Raw genomic sequence first — 16,412 nt, 5'->3', positions numbered from 1 at the left:
TAAGGATTCGTTTCCTTATTTTTATAAAAAAAATTAAATAAATTTGCTGTGTGTTATAATTTATAAGAAAACAAAACTACATAAGGAAAAAAATGAAATCAATTAAATTAATGTTTCAGAGATCGACACAAAAGAAGAAATTAAATAACTCTGGATCTGGTAAGGTTCGTAAAGTGTTATCAAAAATTTCTGGTGCTTTTATGTTACCAATCTCTGTTATGTCTATTGCTGGTTTATTTTTAGGAATCGGTGCAGCAATTGCAACTGGTGCTCCTGAAGGAAGCACTGCAAATATAATAGGTAATTTAGTTAAACAACTAGGAGACCCAGTTTTTGGTGCATTACCATTGTTATTTGCAACTGCCTTTGTGATTGCATTCACGGATGAAGCAGGAGTCGGAGTGTTTGCTACGATAATTGCCTTTTTAATCTTTACTGCTGTTCAGAGTGTCTTTATTTTTGATCATACAGTAAAGTATATGGGTAAGGAGTGATTTAATGGTGCATTACGAGATTCTGTAAAAACAAAAATAACTGGTTATACAATATTCTTTCAAGGAGCAGGACGTAATCCACAAAACTTAGTTAAATTAGTTGGAACTACCTTAGGGATTAAGTCAATGCAAACTTCAGTATTTGGTGGGATAACAATCGGATTATTAGTGCAATGATTATATAATCGTTTTCACACCATACAACTACCACAAGTTATCTCTTTCTTTGGTGGTAAAAGATTTGTTTCAATAGTTGCAATCCCTGCTGCATTTATTGTTGCAATCATCTTCTTAATTTTTTGACCATGGATTGGAGTTGGATTAAATGTTTTTGGAACAGCACTTGGAAAAGCTCCATATGGTATAGAATCACTTGTTTTTGGTATCATCGAAAGATCGTTAATTCCATTTGGATTACACCATGTATTCTATGCTCCATTATGATATTCAAGTGTTGGGGGAGATTTAAATACATCACTTGTTAACTGACAACAAGGATTACAAAAAGAAAATATTACATTAATTCCAGGTGATACATTAACTACATTAATAAAAGCTATTACTAAAGACCCTGATAAATACCAAGGTGATTCAACTGCTGCATTATCACTTGTTGGGATGCCAAACAATATTGATTATACCTTGCAGCAAGCAGGTAAACCTGATTTGCATATATCTAAACAATTATTTGTTTTTGTTGCAGATGAATTAGGAACAAAGATAGGACGCTTTACTGATGGTAAGTTTGGATTTATGATTATAGCCCTTCCTGCAGCTGCAGCCGCTATGATTATGGCTGCTCCAAAAGAAAATCGTAAAGTTGCCTTAGGAACAGTGCTACCAGCCGGATTTACAGCAATGCTTACAGGGGTAACTGAACCAATCGAATTTACCTTCTTATTTTTAGCACCATATCTATTCTGAGGTTTCCATGCATTTATGGCTGGATTGTCATTTATGTTTGCTAACTTAGCTGGTGTGCATATTCCACAAGCATTCTCAGGTGGATTGTTAGACTTCTTTATTTATGGAGTAATAAATGTAGCAAAAGGAACTCATTTCTGATGAACTCTTGTTATAGGTGCTGCTTATGCACCAGTATACTACTTTGTCTTCTACTTTGTAATTAAGAAATTCGATCTTGCTACTCCAGGACGTGGAGGAAATACTAAACTATTTACAAAAGCAGATTTTCAAAATAAAAATGCTCAAGTAAAGACTGAAGCGGCAAGCGAAATAGATCCTACTGCATTAGCTGTAGTTGAAGCATATGGTGGTTTAGAAAATATTACAGCCTTTAATAACTGTGCTTCTAGACTTAGATATGATGTTAAAGATGCAAGTAAAGTTGATGTTGATAAACTAAAGGCTGCTGGTGCATTTGGTGTAAAAATTGAAGGAAATAACCATGCACAAGCAATTATGGGTCCTGTTTCTGAGCAACTTAATGCTAAAATAAAATCGCAAAGAGAATTAATTGCTAAATATGAATCAGAACATAAAGGACAAGAATTTGTTACACCTACAACATCACAGTCACAACCAAAAATAATCACTTCGGCTAAATCGCTTGAATTACATACTGCTGCTCGTGGAAAAATCTTACCACTAGAAGATTTAAAAGACGGTATCTTCTCTGAAAAGATGCTTGGTAATGGTTTTGTAGTTAAATTTGATTCAACTACTGAAGGAAATGTTTATACACCTGCTGCTGGAACTATTGATTTAGTAGCAGACACTAAGCATGCATATGGAATAACTACTGATGAGGGTGTTAAATTGCTAGTTCATATTGGTCTTGATACCGTTAAATTGAATGGACAAGGATTTAAAGACTTAGTTAAAGTTGGTGATAAAGTAAAAATTGGTGATAAGCTTGCAAGTGTAGACTTAGAATTTATTAAATCACAAAACCTTCGCAGCGATGTTATTGTCGTTGTGCTGCATGAAGGAAGTATGTCAAACTTCGAAGTTTATAATAATTCTAAAGCTGACACCACAACTGAAATAGTCGGAATTGTCAGAAAGTAAAAAAAGATACTAACCGTATCTTTTTTTTATCTCTCATGGTTAATATGTTCATATTTATATGTAGTGAATTCTGCTTCTTGATGGATAATATTTTCTGGTATCAATTGGCTTTTATCAATGTATTCAAAATATGTATCACATTTATAAGTACCATTAATCACTGAAACATATACTTCCTTAGTTATTTGTCAATAATCTAAATATAAAAATCTTCCACCACAAATAAAAATATCCTTATCACATTTAAGCATCGCAGCAGTTGCTGGGCCTGAATCAAAGAAAACACGATGTGGTCGTAATTTTTTGTTTTCTGGTATCTCAAAAGGTTGATAATAGGTTAAAACTCAAATTTCCCGATTTGATGTATCAAAATCATCTGGCAAAGAAAAAAAAGTTCTTGCACCAAAAACCAAAACACTATTTTGAGTTATCTTATTAAAAACTTTTAATTCGCTTTTTGTCTTTCAAGGAAGATGGTTTTTATATCCAATGCAGTTTTTCTCATCAACTGCGACAATTAATTTAATCATAAAAATCCTTATCTGCTTTCCCGTTGGCTTTTCATCTTACAATTAATTGGTTATATTGTTCATAATTTTCACATTCTAAATATTCAAGTTGATCAGCATCATCACTAAAATCAAATTGTGGAGATGTATCGGTACTGGTATATTTATAATATCATTCTTTAACCAATCGAATATCTTCTTCAACTTCAGCATTATTAACATTAAAAGTATATGATTTGATTTTACGTTTATTTAAATCTACTGCTTGTGGGTTTAAATAATCACCTTGAGCATCGATTAAAAAAGCAGCAATAATTGAATAAGTTGTTATCGGTTTATTTAACTTTTTAGACATTAAATATGCATATAATTGTGCTTGCTTGCGATATGATGCATCAACACCTTCAATTTCTCATTTATCTTTTTTACTTTCACCAGCTGTTTTAATTTCTAAAATTCTATTTAGTGATGGAATATATCCATCTGGAACACCACTTAAAACATCATCAACACCTGCAAAATAATCATAATTGAAGTTTTTTGCTTCATAGTTTTCTATATACAAATTTGGTGATTTTGCTCTTAAAAGATCAAAGATTTTAGGTTCTAAAATAGTTCCGGCATTAATGTATTTTTTACTTAATACAGGTAATTTAAGTCTTGCGATATGACAGAAAGCATTAAATTGTGATTTATATTTATTTTCAATTAAAATATCACCAACACTGCTTCCACCAATCTTTTTATACCCTTTAAATTTATCAAAGGTTTTTAATTCTGAATAAAATTCGGGTAGCAACTTAATTACCCTATTTTCCTTATCGATAATATAATGTTGTTTGTTAAAATATTTTCTTGCCATTTATTTAAAGAAATTTTTCACAATAGTATTTGCTGAAATTTCTACTCCTTTAAAATCTGCTTCCCATTCTTCATTAATCATAGTGTTTTGTGGGACAATATGGTCAAAACATATATTTACCAATTTATCAAAACTTGTTTCAGTTGAATTGTCATCAACACCCACCACAAACTTATTAGCATCCATAAACTTTTCAATTCGAATTGATATCACACGACATTCGTCATCACTTTTTTTCAAAGTTGCTTCTAAATCCTTAACATTCTTTTTAAAGAAGTCTAATTCGTTTGGAAAGCGCAAATCATCTATTATAAATAAGGTGCTTTTGTCGCCCTTAATTGATTGTTTCACAGTTGCTTTTATTTTATCGAAGACACGTGCGCATCAGATGTTGCTATCGATGTTTCGACCTACTTCACCCATTGCAATTCATAACGGACGTACAATTTCTTTATTTATTCCATCTCATTTTATTTCATCTAAAATCGGTTTAGTAATACTTTTTATAGGTTCTGCAAAGGATAAAATATGTACATTGTTATCAAATTTTTTAGCTAACTTTTTAGATAATGCTTGTGTTAGCAATCCTTTTCCACTTCTTCTTTTTCCGTTAATTAAAACTATGGTATGTTTTCTCATCATTCTCCTTTTAATAAAATAGTGTTTTAATATTATATATATAAAATAAATTCTGTTATTTATTTATTATATTTTTTGATTTTTGGTTAATTAGATAACTTGTTTATAAAAATTTATAAAAATTTTTATACCTATGATATAGATAAATAAGTTTTAATAATATATAATAATAAATTAAGTTAATATTCTTAAAATAACATATTTACCTAGTATATAGCACAAAAAGAAAATATAAATAATATGGAAATTTTGCAGAACCATTTTTATTAAGGTGTACACAGTCATTAGAGTCTTTAGATAATATAAAAATCTTTTTTAATTATATAAGCAACATTATTCATGCAGAATTCATAACATCAATAATTTCTAATATCTAAATATTTTACCAAATCCATATAAAAATAATTTTATTTGTTAAAATTTAAATATATAAAGGAAAATAAATGACATTAACACAACTTATAAAAGCAGAATTAATTAATATTGTTAAAAAACTACAAGAATCACATTATTTTGATGTAGATTTTAATGCAGATGATTTAAATTTTATCTTAGGTGAACCTAATTTACCTGTAAAAACAAGTTCGGTTGCAAAAAGATATGATTTATCAACTAATTTAGCATTTGTTTTAAAAGCATATAAAAAAATAAATCCAATGAAAATAGCAGAATGTCTCGTTGAAAAGTTAGCAAATTCATTTAAATTTATTTATCAAGTTGATATAGCTCCACCAGGTTTTTTAAATATTGTTTTAAATGATTCTGCTTTTATTTATATAATATCGAATATCTTAGAGCAAAAATCTTTGTATGCAAAAAATCAAGTAGAAGGACAAAAGATAAATGTAGAATATATCTCTGCTAATCCGACAGGTTTTTTGCATGTTGGTCATGTGCGTGGTGCGGTTTTCGGAAGTACTTTAATTAATGTTTTAAGGCATATTGGATATAATGTTGAATCTGAATATTATATAAATGATGCCGGAAATCAAATTAACATCTTAGTTAATTCATTATATGTGCGTTATGCAGCATTGTTTGGTAAAAATCTTAAAATGTCAGATGAATGCTATCAAGGTAATGATATCATATGAGTAGCACAGCAGGTTAAAGAAAGTTATAATGATTACTTTTTGGATCTTAATACAAATAAACGTAGTGAACTTGAAAACCTTGCTGTTGAGATATTGTTGAATAAAATAAAAGATGATTTAGCAAAACTTAACATTCATATTGATACTTTTACATCTGAAAATTCTCTATATGAGCAAGATATGATTAAACCAGTATTGGAAAAATTAGCTCCATATACATATTTAAAAGATGGTGCATTATTTTTAAAAACCAGTGATTTTGGTGATGATAAAGATCGTGTATTAATTAAATCGGATGCAAGTAATACTTATTTATTACCTGATATTGCATATCATTTGACTAAAATAAAAAAAGCAAGTCGTTTAATAAACATCTGAGGTGCAGATCATTCTGGTTATGTTGCTCGGATGAAAATCGCTTTTCAGTGTTTAGGATATAATCCTAAAAATCTAGAAGTACTAATTATTCAACTAGTTAGATTGATAAAAGATGGTAGTGAATTTAAAATGTCTAAAAGAGCAGGGACATCAGTTACTTTAGCAGACCTTTTAGATGTAAGTTCATCTGATGCGATTCGTTTTATGATGCTAACTAGAGAAATATCAAATAAATTTGATTTTGATATAGATTATGCTAATTCAAATGATACAAATAACCCTGTATTTTTAGTCCAATACACTTATTCACGCATTGTTTCGTTACTTAAGAAGATTAAAAAACCACATTTAAATAACACTGCCAAATTTACTGATAAGGCTAAAAAAATCATTATAACACTTGATTTATTTTCAGATTTAATTAAAACGATTTCTGTGACATCAAAAGTAAATTTATTAAGTCAATATTTGCTTAATTTGGTAAAATTATTTAACAGTTTTTATGAACAAACATATATTCAAACAAATGAACAAGAAGAATCATATGCAGCAATGATTGAATCAATAAGAATTGTAATGAAAATTGCTTTAGATTTAATGGGTGTAAATGCACCTGAGCAAATGTAATTGATTCCATATTTTGTTATAATCAAAGTGATTAAATATTTAAAAAAAACAAATAAATATATAAAATAAAAAAGGAGAAATTATGAAAAATACTACAATGTTAGAAGTAGCGATTGAAAAAGTTAACTCTAATCCACTTTATTCATTCACATTCGCAGAACTTTTTGATGCAGTTGAAAAAGAATTAAAGGATAACTGATACTTTAGATTTGTTAAAGGTGAACCTAATTTACCTTATGAAAAAGTTCGTGAAACCAAAATGGGTGAGCTTTATCGTTTGTTAACAGTAGATAAAAGATTTCACAGAAACATAGATGGTAGCTGAAGAGCTGCAAATTAAGGAGAATTATGCCATTAGTAAATGCAAAGGAAATGCTACATAAAGCAAAAGAAGGAAAATATGCGATTCCACATATAAATATTAACAACCTTGAATGAGCAAAAGCTGTGCTTTTAACAGCTGAGGCTGAAAAATCACCAGTGATTATTGCAACTTCTGAAGGAGCAATTAAATATATGGGTGGATTTAATGTTGTTTCAGGAATGATGTTAGGATTGGTTCAGGATTTAAATATTAGTGTTCCAGTCGCATTACATTTAGATCATGGAACATTTGAAGGAGCAAAAAAAGCAATTGCTACCGAAGCATACACTTCATTAATGTTTGATGGATCGCATCTTGATTTTGAAGAAAACTACTCAAAAACCAAGGAATTAGTTGAATTAGCAAAAGAAAAAAATATGTCATTTGAAGCTGAAGTAGGAACCATCGGGGGTGAAGAAGATGGGATTGTAGGAAACGGAGAATTCGCTGATCCTGAACAAGCTCGTAAGATGGCAACACTCGGAATCGATGTCTTAGCAGCCGGAATCGGAAATATTCACGGACCATATCCAGCAAGTTGAAAATCACTTAGTTTTGAAACTTTAACTAAAATTTCATCAGCAGCAGGAATAGGGATTGTATTACATGGAGGCAGTGGAATTCCAAGTGAACAAATTAAAAAAGCTATTTCTTTAGGTGTAACTAAAATTAATGTTAATACCGAACTACAACAAGCAAATCATAAAGCAATTCGTGAATTCATCATATCTGGAGAAGATTTAAAAGGTAAAAACTTTGATCCACGTAAATTATACAAACCAGGTTATGATGCAATGTGTCAAACAGTTCGTGATAAAATTTATGAATTTGGTTCAAACAATAAAGCATAAACTAACGAAAGTTAGTTTTTTTTATCCCTTTGGTCCCGGGATAAAAAAATCACATTACTGTGATTGTTCGATAGGATTACATTCATCGGTGCAACTTTCTGCATGTTTGCATTTAGGGAAGTTTTTGCAACCGATGAATTTTTGACCTTTTTTATTATTACGAATCAGCAAGGTTCCGCTGCAAAGTGGACAAGGACGTTTTAGTTCTTCTAATTTAAATTGCACAACATCAATTTTACCCTCTGCTTTAACAATTTCTTTTTGAAAATTATCTCAAAAAGATTGCATTAATTGATTCTTGTTTAGTTGTGATTCAGCTACCTTATCAAGATCTTCTTCAACTGCAGCGGTATATTTTTCGTTAAAAATATCTGGGAAAGCTTTAATTAATGTATCATTAACTTTCATTCCAAAAACAGTCGGGATAAGTTGTGTTGAATTTGTTTCAACAAATCCACGATCTTTAATAATATTAACAGTTGAAGCAAATGTTGAAGGTCTCCCAACTTTGATAATATCAAGCATTTCAATTAAACTACCATCATTATATCTCGGAGCAGGCTTAGTTTCATGATCTTCAAAATTAAAACTTTCAACATCTACTTGCTGATGAAGTTTATAATTTGGATCTTTGTTATCATTTTCATAACCAGAAACTACATAATATCCATCGAAAATAACTTTTGAATAAGTTTGTCGAAATTGATATCCGTTGTTATCAAATGTATATGCTTTTGATTCACGAATTGGTTGTTTTATTAGTGCCTGCAAGGTGGTTTCGTAAATCAACTTATAAATTCTTAACTCCGATTCACTGATATTAGGATATGTTTGTTTTAGTAGTTGCGGTGTCATAGATACATCAGTTGGTCGAATCGCTTCATGAGCATCTTGGTCACCACTAAATCCTTTTATTTCACTAGCTACATAGTCTTTGCTTCATTTTGTAGTTATATAACTTTGTGCATTTGATACAAATGAAGCAGACATACGGGTTGAATCGGTTCTTGGATAAGAAATTAATCCACCGTCACCAAAACCTTCATATAATCTTTGCGCAATAGCCTGGGTTGTTGCAGCACTAAACGGACTCTTTTTATATAAAACAGATTGTTTTAGTGGGGTAATAGCACCGATTTTACGTTTGGAAACATTAATATCAGTAACCGTTAAAATTTTCTTAGTTTTTTTAATATCAGCTTTATATTGATCAATTTGACTCGGATAAATTCAATCACGATGTTCTGAATCATTTTTTGGATTGAAATAATTTGCTAAAACTTCATTATTAACAAGTTTTGCATTTAATTTATAGTATTTTTCAGGGATAAAAGCTTGTATTTCTCGTTCACGGTCTACAACTAATTTTAGAGCAATTGACTGCACACGTCCTGCAGTAGGTGTGCCGGGAGAATTTTTAAACTTATTTTTAATTAAATTAGTTACTCTAAAACCGATAATGCGATCAAGCATACGACGTGATTTTTGTGCAGCAACTAAATCATTATCAAGTGAGTTTGGTTTTTGAATCGCATGTTTTATAGCATCCTTGGTAATTTCATTATATTTTATTCTTGAATATTTGTTTTCAAGTTTAAAATAGGAAATCAAATGACTTCCGATTGCTTCTCCTTCGCGGTCTGGGTCAGTTGCAATATAAATATGTTCTGCTTGCTTAACTAACTCGTTAATATCTTTTACTACCTTTTTCTTAGTTGAATCTAATGAATATTTTGGTTCTCAATTTTCAAAATCAATTCCAAGTCCATAAATACCTTCGGTTTTCATTTTCAAAAAATGTCCAACTGAAGCAACTACTTTATATTCATCACCCAAATATTTTTGGATGGTTTGAACTTTATTAGGGGACTCGACTATTACTAAATTTTTCATATTCAATAATAATACAATATTTTGCAAGAAAAATTTAAAAATTTATAGAAATTTATATAATCACTTTCTATAAATTTTTGTTGATTTATGCAATAATAAATATTACAATTTAATATTTTAATGACAATTATTTGTAAATTTTTTATTTGAGTAAAATTTAAATTTACAAATAACACTAAATTACAGAACTTTTATCCCTTTGATACAGGATTATAAGAATATAAAGTATAAAGCAACCTGTCTATAAATTTAATTTATATTATAGTAACAAAACACAAGAAAATGATAAAATTAATTATGAGTATTATATTAGATACTCCTTGGCAAATTTAGCCCAGTAAAGACCATAAGGAGAAAAATGTTTAAATACGAAATTATGATGATCGTGAATCCAAAAGCGGATGTAAAAGTTGCTTTTGACTTGCTTTCAGAAGTTTTCGGCAAGGGTATAAAAAAAGCTGAAAAACTAGAAAGACACGAATTAGCATATGAAATCAATAAATCAAAACATGCACAATATGTTTTAGCACATGTAGAGGCAGATGCCAAAGCACCTGCAGAATTTACCCGTCGGGCAAATATTATTAAAGATATTTGAAGAACATTGTTAATTAACTTAGATACTGAAAGAGGGATGCATCCAAAAAAAGAAGTAAAACAATCTAAACCAAAAAGAACATATGTAAAAAGAGAAGTTAAAGTTAACGAGGAAAGTGAAAAACCTAGAAGACGTCCAAGAGTTAGTAAACCAGCTGAAACATCTATAAATAAGTAAAAGGTAATTATGAACAGAGTAATTTTAATCGGAAGAACAACTACAAATATTGAATTAAATACTACATCATCAGGTGTTGCTTGAGTAAGATTTACACTTGCAGTAACACGCAGAAGCCAAAGTCGCAATGAAATAACTGATTTTATTCCTATTGTTGCATTTTCACATTCAGCAATTTTGTTAAAAAATTCAGTTCCAAAAGGAACCTTAATTGCTGTAGAAGGTAATTTACAATCAAGTTCTTATCAGTCACGTACATCGAATCAAACAATCAGAAGTTTGGATGTGCATTTAGATACTTTTTACTTCTTAGAATCAAAACGTGTTACTGATGAACGTGCTAAAAATCGTTCTTCTGATGATTTTATTGGCACTAGTCCATTTACTGGTACCAGTTCATATCCAAAAAATACTTATTCACCGGAAAAAGTTGAACCAATATCATCACAGTCATTTTCACCAAATCCTGTAGTTGAAGAGTACCCAAATAAAAAACCAATTGAAGAAAAATTACACGATTTAGGTGATTTAGAATCAGATGTTAATGATGATATTGATATATTTTAGTTAAACCAAGGAGATTTATGGCTTACATTAAACGTAAAAAGAACTTCTCAAATAGAAAAAAAGTATGTGCTTTCTGTGAAGAAAAAGTTAATTATGTAGATTTTAAAAATGTTGAATTATTATTCAAATATATTTCTGGAACTGGATCAATTAAATCAAAATCAATGACCGGAACTTGTGCAAAACACCAAAGAAAGGTTGCTAATGCAATTAAAAGAGCCAGATTTATGGCCTTAATGCCTTATACAATCGTTCGCACACGTAATTTATCAAAATAATATAATATCCCAATAAAATACAGCAAACAGCTGTGTTTTTTATAAAAAAATAATATAATTAAGAATATTAACATTAAAAGGAGATTTAATGAAATTTAAAAAAATATTCTTAAGTTTAGGAGCAGTTTCAGCAACGGTTGCATCAGTAACTGTTGCTGTTGCTTGTCATCCAGAAACTCACGAAAATGCTAAAATTGATTTTAAAAGCATCAGAGTAAATTCAAACATTTGAAATAGCATTTCGGCTGAAAAAGATGCAATGACATTAGGACAATACCGTTCGGCACAAAAACAATTTGATGCTATGGTGCAAGGACAAAAAACATTATTTGATACTGATAAAGTAAAGGTAACAGATAAATCAGTAACTGTTACTAATCCAGAAACAGGTAAAGCAATTCCGGTTGTATTTATGGATATCGATGAAACCATTTTAAATAATTTTGGATATCAAAATTATTTAACTGCTAATGGACTTTCATTTAGTCCTAAAACATGACATCAATTTGTTACTGATGAAGTATCAACAGCAATTGCTGGCGCAATTGATTTTATTAAATATGTATGAAATCACGGTGGAGTTGTAATGTATAATTCTAATCGTGACCAAGCAACTGAATTAGATGCAACTATTTCAAATCTTAAAAAAGCAGGATTAGATGCTAAATACCTACCTAAATGAGCATTCTGAATGCAAGGTGTAGACTTATCTAATGCTAAACCTTGAACAGCAATTGACAAAACTAAAGTTAAAGATTCAAATGGTAATGTTGTAAAAGAAAAAGTAACTGTTACTGAAAAACAAGCAGACGGAAGTGAAAAAACAGCTGAAAAAGAAGTTGATAAAGAAAAAGTTGTTAACTCTAATAAAGAAGCAAGAATGAACCTTGTAAATAGTAAAGGATGAGATTTATCAGGTGAAAACTCTGATAATGGTAGTTTCGGAAATAATGTTGCTTTAAAAACTGTAATGCGTATCGGGGATAACTTTGATGATTTTAACGATATTGCTAGTCATGGACTTTTAAACATCAATCAAAATAAAGAAAATGATAAAAAACAAGATCGTAAAGGTGTTTTAGAACAAACAGGTAAATTATTTGGTAACTTTGATGCAAATGTTAAAGGTGTTATGTTTACCAAAGACGACAATGGAAATCCGGTTGCATCAAATGAAGCATGATCAGAGTCATATGTTTTAATCGGTGGTAATTCATCATATGGAGGTTTTGAAAGTGGTATAATGAAAGATTACTATAAAACTGTTGCAACAAAACCAAATGATGCTCAAAAAGCTATTTATGAAGCTTTAAAACCATTTACTTGAGAACCTAATAAGAAAGCAAATGAAACAACTCAAAATAAAGCAAAATAAGTCAATTTTAAAATCATCAATTGGGTGATTTTTAAAATATTAATTTTTTATACTATATATAAGCAAAAAAAGAAAATAAAAAAATTTACATAATTTTACTATTTTAATATAATTACTTAGCAATACATCAAGACAGTAACGGCAAAATTGCTTAATTATGTTACCGAGTGTATCCTTAAGATTGCTCTTGTATTGCTTAATTATGCGAAAGGGGGCATTATGTCAGAATCAAAATTTAAGTTAGCTAAAAGAGAAGTTGTTTTAGAAATCTCACAAAAGATTCAAGAATCACAATCACTAGCTTTTGCTGAATACCGTGGTTTATCAGTTTCTGAATTAGAAAATTTAAGAAATGAAGCTACTAAATTAGATGTTGAAGTTAAAGTATATAAAAATCGCTTATTTAAACTTGCAGCAAAAGCAGCCGGTTTAGGTGATTTAGAACAATTTCTAGTAGGTCCAAACATCTTTGTTTTTTCAAAAAACGATGAAATGTCAGCAGCGAAATTACTTACAGCATTTGCTAAAAAACATAAATTAATGGTAATTAAAGCCGGAACCTTCGATGGTAAAGTTGTTGATGCTAAAGGTGTTAAAGATGTAGCGACATTACCTACATACGATGAAGCACTTGCTATTCTTGCAAGATCATTGATGTCACCATTACAACAACTAGGTATGGCACTTAAAATATATGCAGAAAATTTACCTGCTACAGAATAATAAATAAAATATCAAATAAACGAAAGGAATATATTATGGCAAAATTAACTAAAGAAACATTTGTAGAATCATTAAAAGAAATGTCTATTAAAGAAGTAATGGAACTTGTAGAAGCAATGAAAGAAGCATTTGGAATTGATCCGATGGCCGCTATGGCAGTAGCTGCTGCCCCAGCAGAAGCTGCAGTTGAAGAAAAAACAAGTTTCAAAGTTGTATTAAAATCAGATGGTGGAAAGAAAGTTCAAGTTATTAAAGCTGTTCAATCAGTTTTAGGTGTTGGACTTATGGATGCTAAAAAAGTTGTTGATGCACTTCCTGCTGTAGTTAAAGAAAATGTTAACTCAGATGAAGCTGAATCAATTAAAGCAACATTAGTTGCTGCTGGTGCAGAAGTTTCAGTAGAATAATGAAATAACATTAATACCGTTTTAAAGTAGGAATAAAAGATTAACAACTAATTATGTTAATCTTTTTTTCTGCTTTATAATTTCTTATCACTATATTTTTATTATAACAATATCAAATCAAAAACAAGAAAATAATAATTTTTCATATAAATTTTTAATTTTTTCAGACATTTAATAAGTTAATTATTTATTCATTATTTATAGTTTATAATATATAAATATGAATTCATTAGAAAAAATTATAAATAAAATTCATCTAGGAAATAACCTTGACTTGTTTAAACAAATACCAGATAAAAGTATTGACTTAATCTTTGCTGATCCTCCTTATAATATGAATTTGCAAAAACAATTATATCGATATGATGGAAGTGTTTTTGATGGAGTTAATGATGCTTGAGATAAATATGAGTCATTAGAACATTATGATACTGAAACTAAAAAATGACTAATAGAAAGTTTAAGAGTTTTAAAAGATAGTGGTTCTCTATGAGTTATTGGTTCATATCAAAATATTCATCGTTTAGGATACTTATTACAAGATTTAGGGGCATGAATAATTAATGAAATTGTTTGAGAAAAAAGTAATCCTGTACCAAACTTTGCTGGAACAAGATTTGTTAATGCACAAGAAACTTTATTATGAGTTACTAAAACTAAAAATGCTAAGTATACCTTTAATTATAAAACAATGAAACATCTAAATGGTAATTTACAGATGAAATCCATATGACGTTTTCCAATATGTAATGGTAATGAACGCTTAAAAGATGTAAATGGTAAAAAAATTCATTCGACTCAAAAACCACTTGTGTTATTAGAACGAATTATTTTAGCCACTTCTAATGTGGGTGATGTTATTTTAGATCCTTTTTCGGGAACCGGGACCACAGCACATGCTGCCAAAAAACTTGGTAGAAATTATATTGCTTTTGAGCAAGATCCAAAATATTATCAAGCAAGTGTCGATAGACTTGCATCTGTAACAGAAGATAATGATCACAATGATTTAAAATTTGCAATATATGATCATAAACCTAACAAAGTTACTTTTAAAGAGTTAATTTCAAATGGTTATCTTGATATAAAAATTCCGATAAGAATTTATAATTTCCAACAGGATTTATATTTTAATAACCAAGGACAAATTTTATATAATAATGTTTGATATACCCCAAATGCGCTTTGTAAAAAGTTGTTTAATAAACCAACAAATGCATGAGAGAATATAAGTTATCAAGGAGAAAAATTATCTTCGCTTCGCGAAAAATATAGACAAGAAAATTAATCTTGTCTATATTTTAAAATTTTTAAAATTCTTTGATCGATTTTTTTAACTAAATCACCTGTATTGATAATGTGTTCAAAGATAAGAGTGTTTATATAGTTATTGCTCACTATTTCATGATTAAATTCAACAATTTGTTGCTTTAAAGTATTTCAATGTTTTGATAAGTTTAAATATTCAAATAATTGATCACCGTATAAAACCTTTGCATCTTTAAGATTTAAATGATCTTGGAGTTTATTTAGTTCATTTTTATAAAAATTATAATTTTTGTTCTGACTTGGATCTATAAAATAAAGCAAAACAACAATGTTTGAATAAGAACTTGAATAATTAGTTACTTTTGACATTAAATTTTGAATTTGTCCACGTTTTTTGGTGCTATCATGATTATCTCTGATTTTGATTTCACCGATATAAATAGTATTATTCATCTCAAAGACTAAATCAATATTTGATGTTTGATCATTTTTGTTTAAAGTTGCTCCATTTTCAAATAAGAAAAAATTGATAACATCTTCAAGAAAATACCCATATCTGATGTTTTTAGTATTACTTATACATCCATAAACATATTCATAAATATCATTTGGACAATGATAAATATCTTGTTTTATCTGATTGGTAGTTATTTTTGATGTAAAATAACTACCAATTGATTTAAAATGCTTATCAAATAAGGATTGGATTTGTTGTTTGTTCATAAGATAATGAGCAGATATAGAATGTACAATTTGTTGATATATTTAAAACCCATCTCGGTTCTAATCTATCATCTCTGTTAAATAATTCGTTAATTATAAATCCATTTTGATTCATTAAGGTTTTAATATCATCGGGAGTATAAAAACGATTTTTAATTTTAGTGTCATAATGAATGTTAGTTAATATTTTCTCTTTTGAAAATAAGGGTAATTTATATATATGTTTTCTCATTCAAAATTGTGTATATTCTTTTGTAGAAAACATATTATGTAGAGTGAAGATGAATTTTGAATTATGATGCATCATTGATTTGATATTTTTAATGGTATTCAACACTTTTCTTCTGTATATAATGTTAGAAAAACCGTTGAAAGAAAAGAGAATTAAGTCAAACTTTTGTGCTTTTAAAAAACTAGTTCGTTTTATGGGCTTACTAATATCAGTAAAAAATCACTTAATATTATAAACAAGGACATAAAAATTAACAGAAAATTAATATTGTATCATCTCTGCATATTGCTGAGGTGATTTTCAATCTAAAACAGATTGAAT

General features: G+C 29.0%; 17 protein-coding genes. 11 read left to right on the top strand and 6 right to left on the bottom strand.

The window, feature by feature from the left end:
* Positions 1-92 precede the first annotated feature (92 nt).
* Positions 93-2,525 carry a PTS transporter subunit IIABC gene (locus ACXYRN_RS02555; protein WP_458607556.1) on the top strand — a complete coding sequence of 811 codons (2,433 nt, stop codon included), beginning with the start codon at positions 93-95 and terminating at the stop codon, positions 2,523-2,525.
* Positions 2,526-2,551: 26 nt separating this feature from the next.
* Here ACXYRN_RS02555 and ACXYRN_RS02550 read toward each other — a convergent pair whose 3' ends face one another.
* The 3 genes from ACXYRN_RS02550 to ACXYRN_RS02540 are packed head-to-tail and all read right to left on the bottom strand — an operon-like array spanning position 2,552 to position 4,535.
* Positions 2,552-3,055 carry a dihydrofolate reductase gene (locus ACXYRN_RS02550; protein ID WP_458597521.1) on the bottom strand — a complete coding sequence of 168 codons (504 nt, stop codon included), beginning with the start codon at positions 3,053-3,055 and terminating at the stop codon, positions 2,552-2,554.
* Positions 3,048-3,896: an MAGa7180 family putative nuclease gene (locus ACXYRN_RS02545; RefSeq protein ID WP_458607555.1), complete on the bottom strand. Its 849-nt coding sequence runs from the start codon at positions 3,894-3,896 to the stop codon at positions 3,048-3,050. The genes ACXYRN_RS02550 and ACXYRN_RS02545 overlap by 8 nt, the downstream gene beginning before the upstream one ends.
* Entirely contained in the window at positions 3,897-4,535 is a 639-nt protein-coding gene (locus ACXYRN_RS02540; protein ID WP_458607554.1) for a hypothetical protein, read from the bottom strand.
* 443 nt (positions 4,536-4,978) lie between these two features.
* On the opposite strand from ACXYRN_RS02540, the gene argS reads away from it, so the two are divergent.
* The 3 genes from argS (at position 4,979) to fba (ending at position 7,849) form a co-directional block, all read left to right on the top strand.
* Positions 4,979-6,634, top strand: a complete 1,656-nt coding sequence (gene argS / locus ACXYRN_RS02535; RefSeq protein ID WP_458607553.1) for an arginine--tRNA ligase — start codon at positions 4,979-4,981, stop codon at positions 6,632-6,634.
* An 82-nt stretch (positions 6,635-6,716) separates the two neighbouring features.
* Positions 6,717-6,974 (top strand): DNA-directed RNA polymerase subunit delta, encoded by a 258-nt coding sequence (rpoE, locus tag ACXYRN_RS02530; RefSeq protein ID WP_435129364.1) that lies wholly within the window; start codon positions 6,717-6,719, stop codon positions 6,972-6,974.
* Positions 6,975-6,982: 8 nt separating this feature from the next.
* On the top strand, positions 6,983-7,849 hold the full coding sequence (gene fba, locus ACXYRN_RS02525; RefSeq protein WP_458597517.1) for a class II fructose-1,6-bisphosphate aldolase: 867 nt from the start codon (positions 6,983-6,985) through the stop codon (positions 7,847-7,849).
* A 54-nt stretch (positions 7,850-7,903) separates the two neighbouring features.
* On the opposite strand, the gene topA is transcribed toward fba, so the two are convergent.
* Entirely contained in the window at positions 7,904-9,742 is a 1,839-nt protein-coding gene (gene topA / locus ACXYRN_RS02520) for a type I DNA topoisomerase (RefSeq protein WP_458607552.1), read from the bottom strand.
* 358 nt (positions 9,743-10,100) lie between these two features.
* Between topA and rpsF the strand changes: the two genes are divergently transcribed.
* The 7 genes from rpsF (at position 10,101) to ACXYRN_RS02485 (ending at position 15,155) form a co-directional block, all read left to right on the top strand.
* A complete protein-coding gene (rpsF, locus tag ACXYRN_RS02515; protein ID WP_458597515.1) occupies positions 10,101-10,517 on the top strand; it encodes a 30S ribosomal protein S6 in 417 nt (138 codons plus the stop codon).
* Between the two features lie 9 nt (positions 10,518-10,526).
* Positions 10,527-11,084: a single-stranded DNA-binding protein gene (locus ACXYRN_RS02510; protein WP_458607551.1), complete on the top strand. Its 558-nt coding sequence runs from the start codon at positions 10,527-10,529 to the stop codon at positions 11,082-11,084.
* Between the two features lie 17 nt (positions 11,085-11,101).
* Positions 11,102-11,362, top strand: coding sequence for a 30S ribosomal protein S18 (rpsR, locus tag ACXYRN_RS02505; RefSeq protein ID WP_458597513.1), 261 nt, complete (start codon positions 11,102-11,104; stop codon positions 11,360-11,362).
* 88 nt (positions 11,363-11,450) lie between these two features.
* The gene (locus ACXYRN_RS02500; protein WP_458607550.1) at positions 11,451-12,737 is read left to right on the top strand and encodes an HAD family acid phosphatase; all 1,287 of its coding nucleotides are present in this window, start codon (positions 11,451-11,453) and stop codon (positions 12,735-12,737) included.
* Positions 12,738-12,956: 219 nt separating this feature from the next.
* Positions 12,957-13,460 (top strand): 50S ribosomal protein L10, encoded by a 504-nt coding sequence (gene rplJ, locus ACXYRN_RS02495; protein ID WP_458607549.1) that lies wholly within the window; start codon positions 12,957-12,959, stop codon positions 13,458-13,460.
* Between the two features lie 35 nt (positions 13,461-13,495).
* Entirely contained in the window at positions 13,496-13,867 is a 372-nt protein-coding gene (rplL, locus tag ACXYRN_RS02490) for a 50S ribosomal protein L7/L12 (RefSeq protein ID WP_458597510.1), read from the top strand.
* Positions 13,868-14,087: 220 nt separating this feature from the next.
* Positions 14,088-15,155: a DNA-methyltransferase gene (locus ACXYRN_RS02485; RefSeq protein ID WP_458607548.1), complete on the top strand. Its 1,068-nt coding sequence runs from the start codon at positions 14,088-14,090 to the stop codon at positions 15,153-15,155.
* Here the strand turns inward: ACXYRN_RS02485 and ACXYRN_RS02480 are convergent.
* Both ACXYRN_RS02480 and ACXYRN_RS02475 read right to left on the bottom strand, forming a co-directional pair.
* Positions 15,152-15,859 (bottom strand): hypothetical protein, encoded by a 708-nt coding sequence (locus tag ACXYRN_RS02480; RefSeq protein WP_458607547.1) that lies wholly within the window; start codon positions 15,857-15,859, stop codon positions 15,152-15,154. The two genes, ACXYRN_RS02485 and ACXYRN_RS02480, sit on opposite strands and share 4 nt — an antisense overlap.
* Positions 15,825-16,193 carry a hypothetical protein gene (locus ACXYRN_RS02475; RefSeq protein WP_458607546.1) on the bottom strand — a complete coding sequence of 123 codons (369 nt, stop codon included), beginning with the start codon at positions 16,191-16,193 and terminating at the stop codon, positions 15,825-15,827. Before ACXYRN_RS02475 ends, ACXYRN_RS02480 begins: the two co-directional genes overlap by 35 nt.
* Positions 16,194-16,412 lie beyond the last annotated feature (219 nt).

This window comes from Mycoplasma sp. 4423, assembly GCF_054353855.1.
This window is presented reverse-complemented; position numbering and strand designations above follow the sequence as displayed.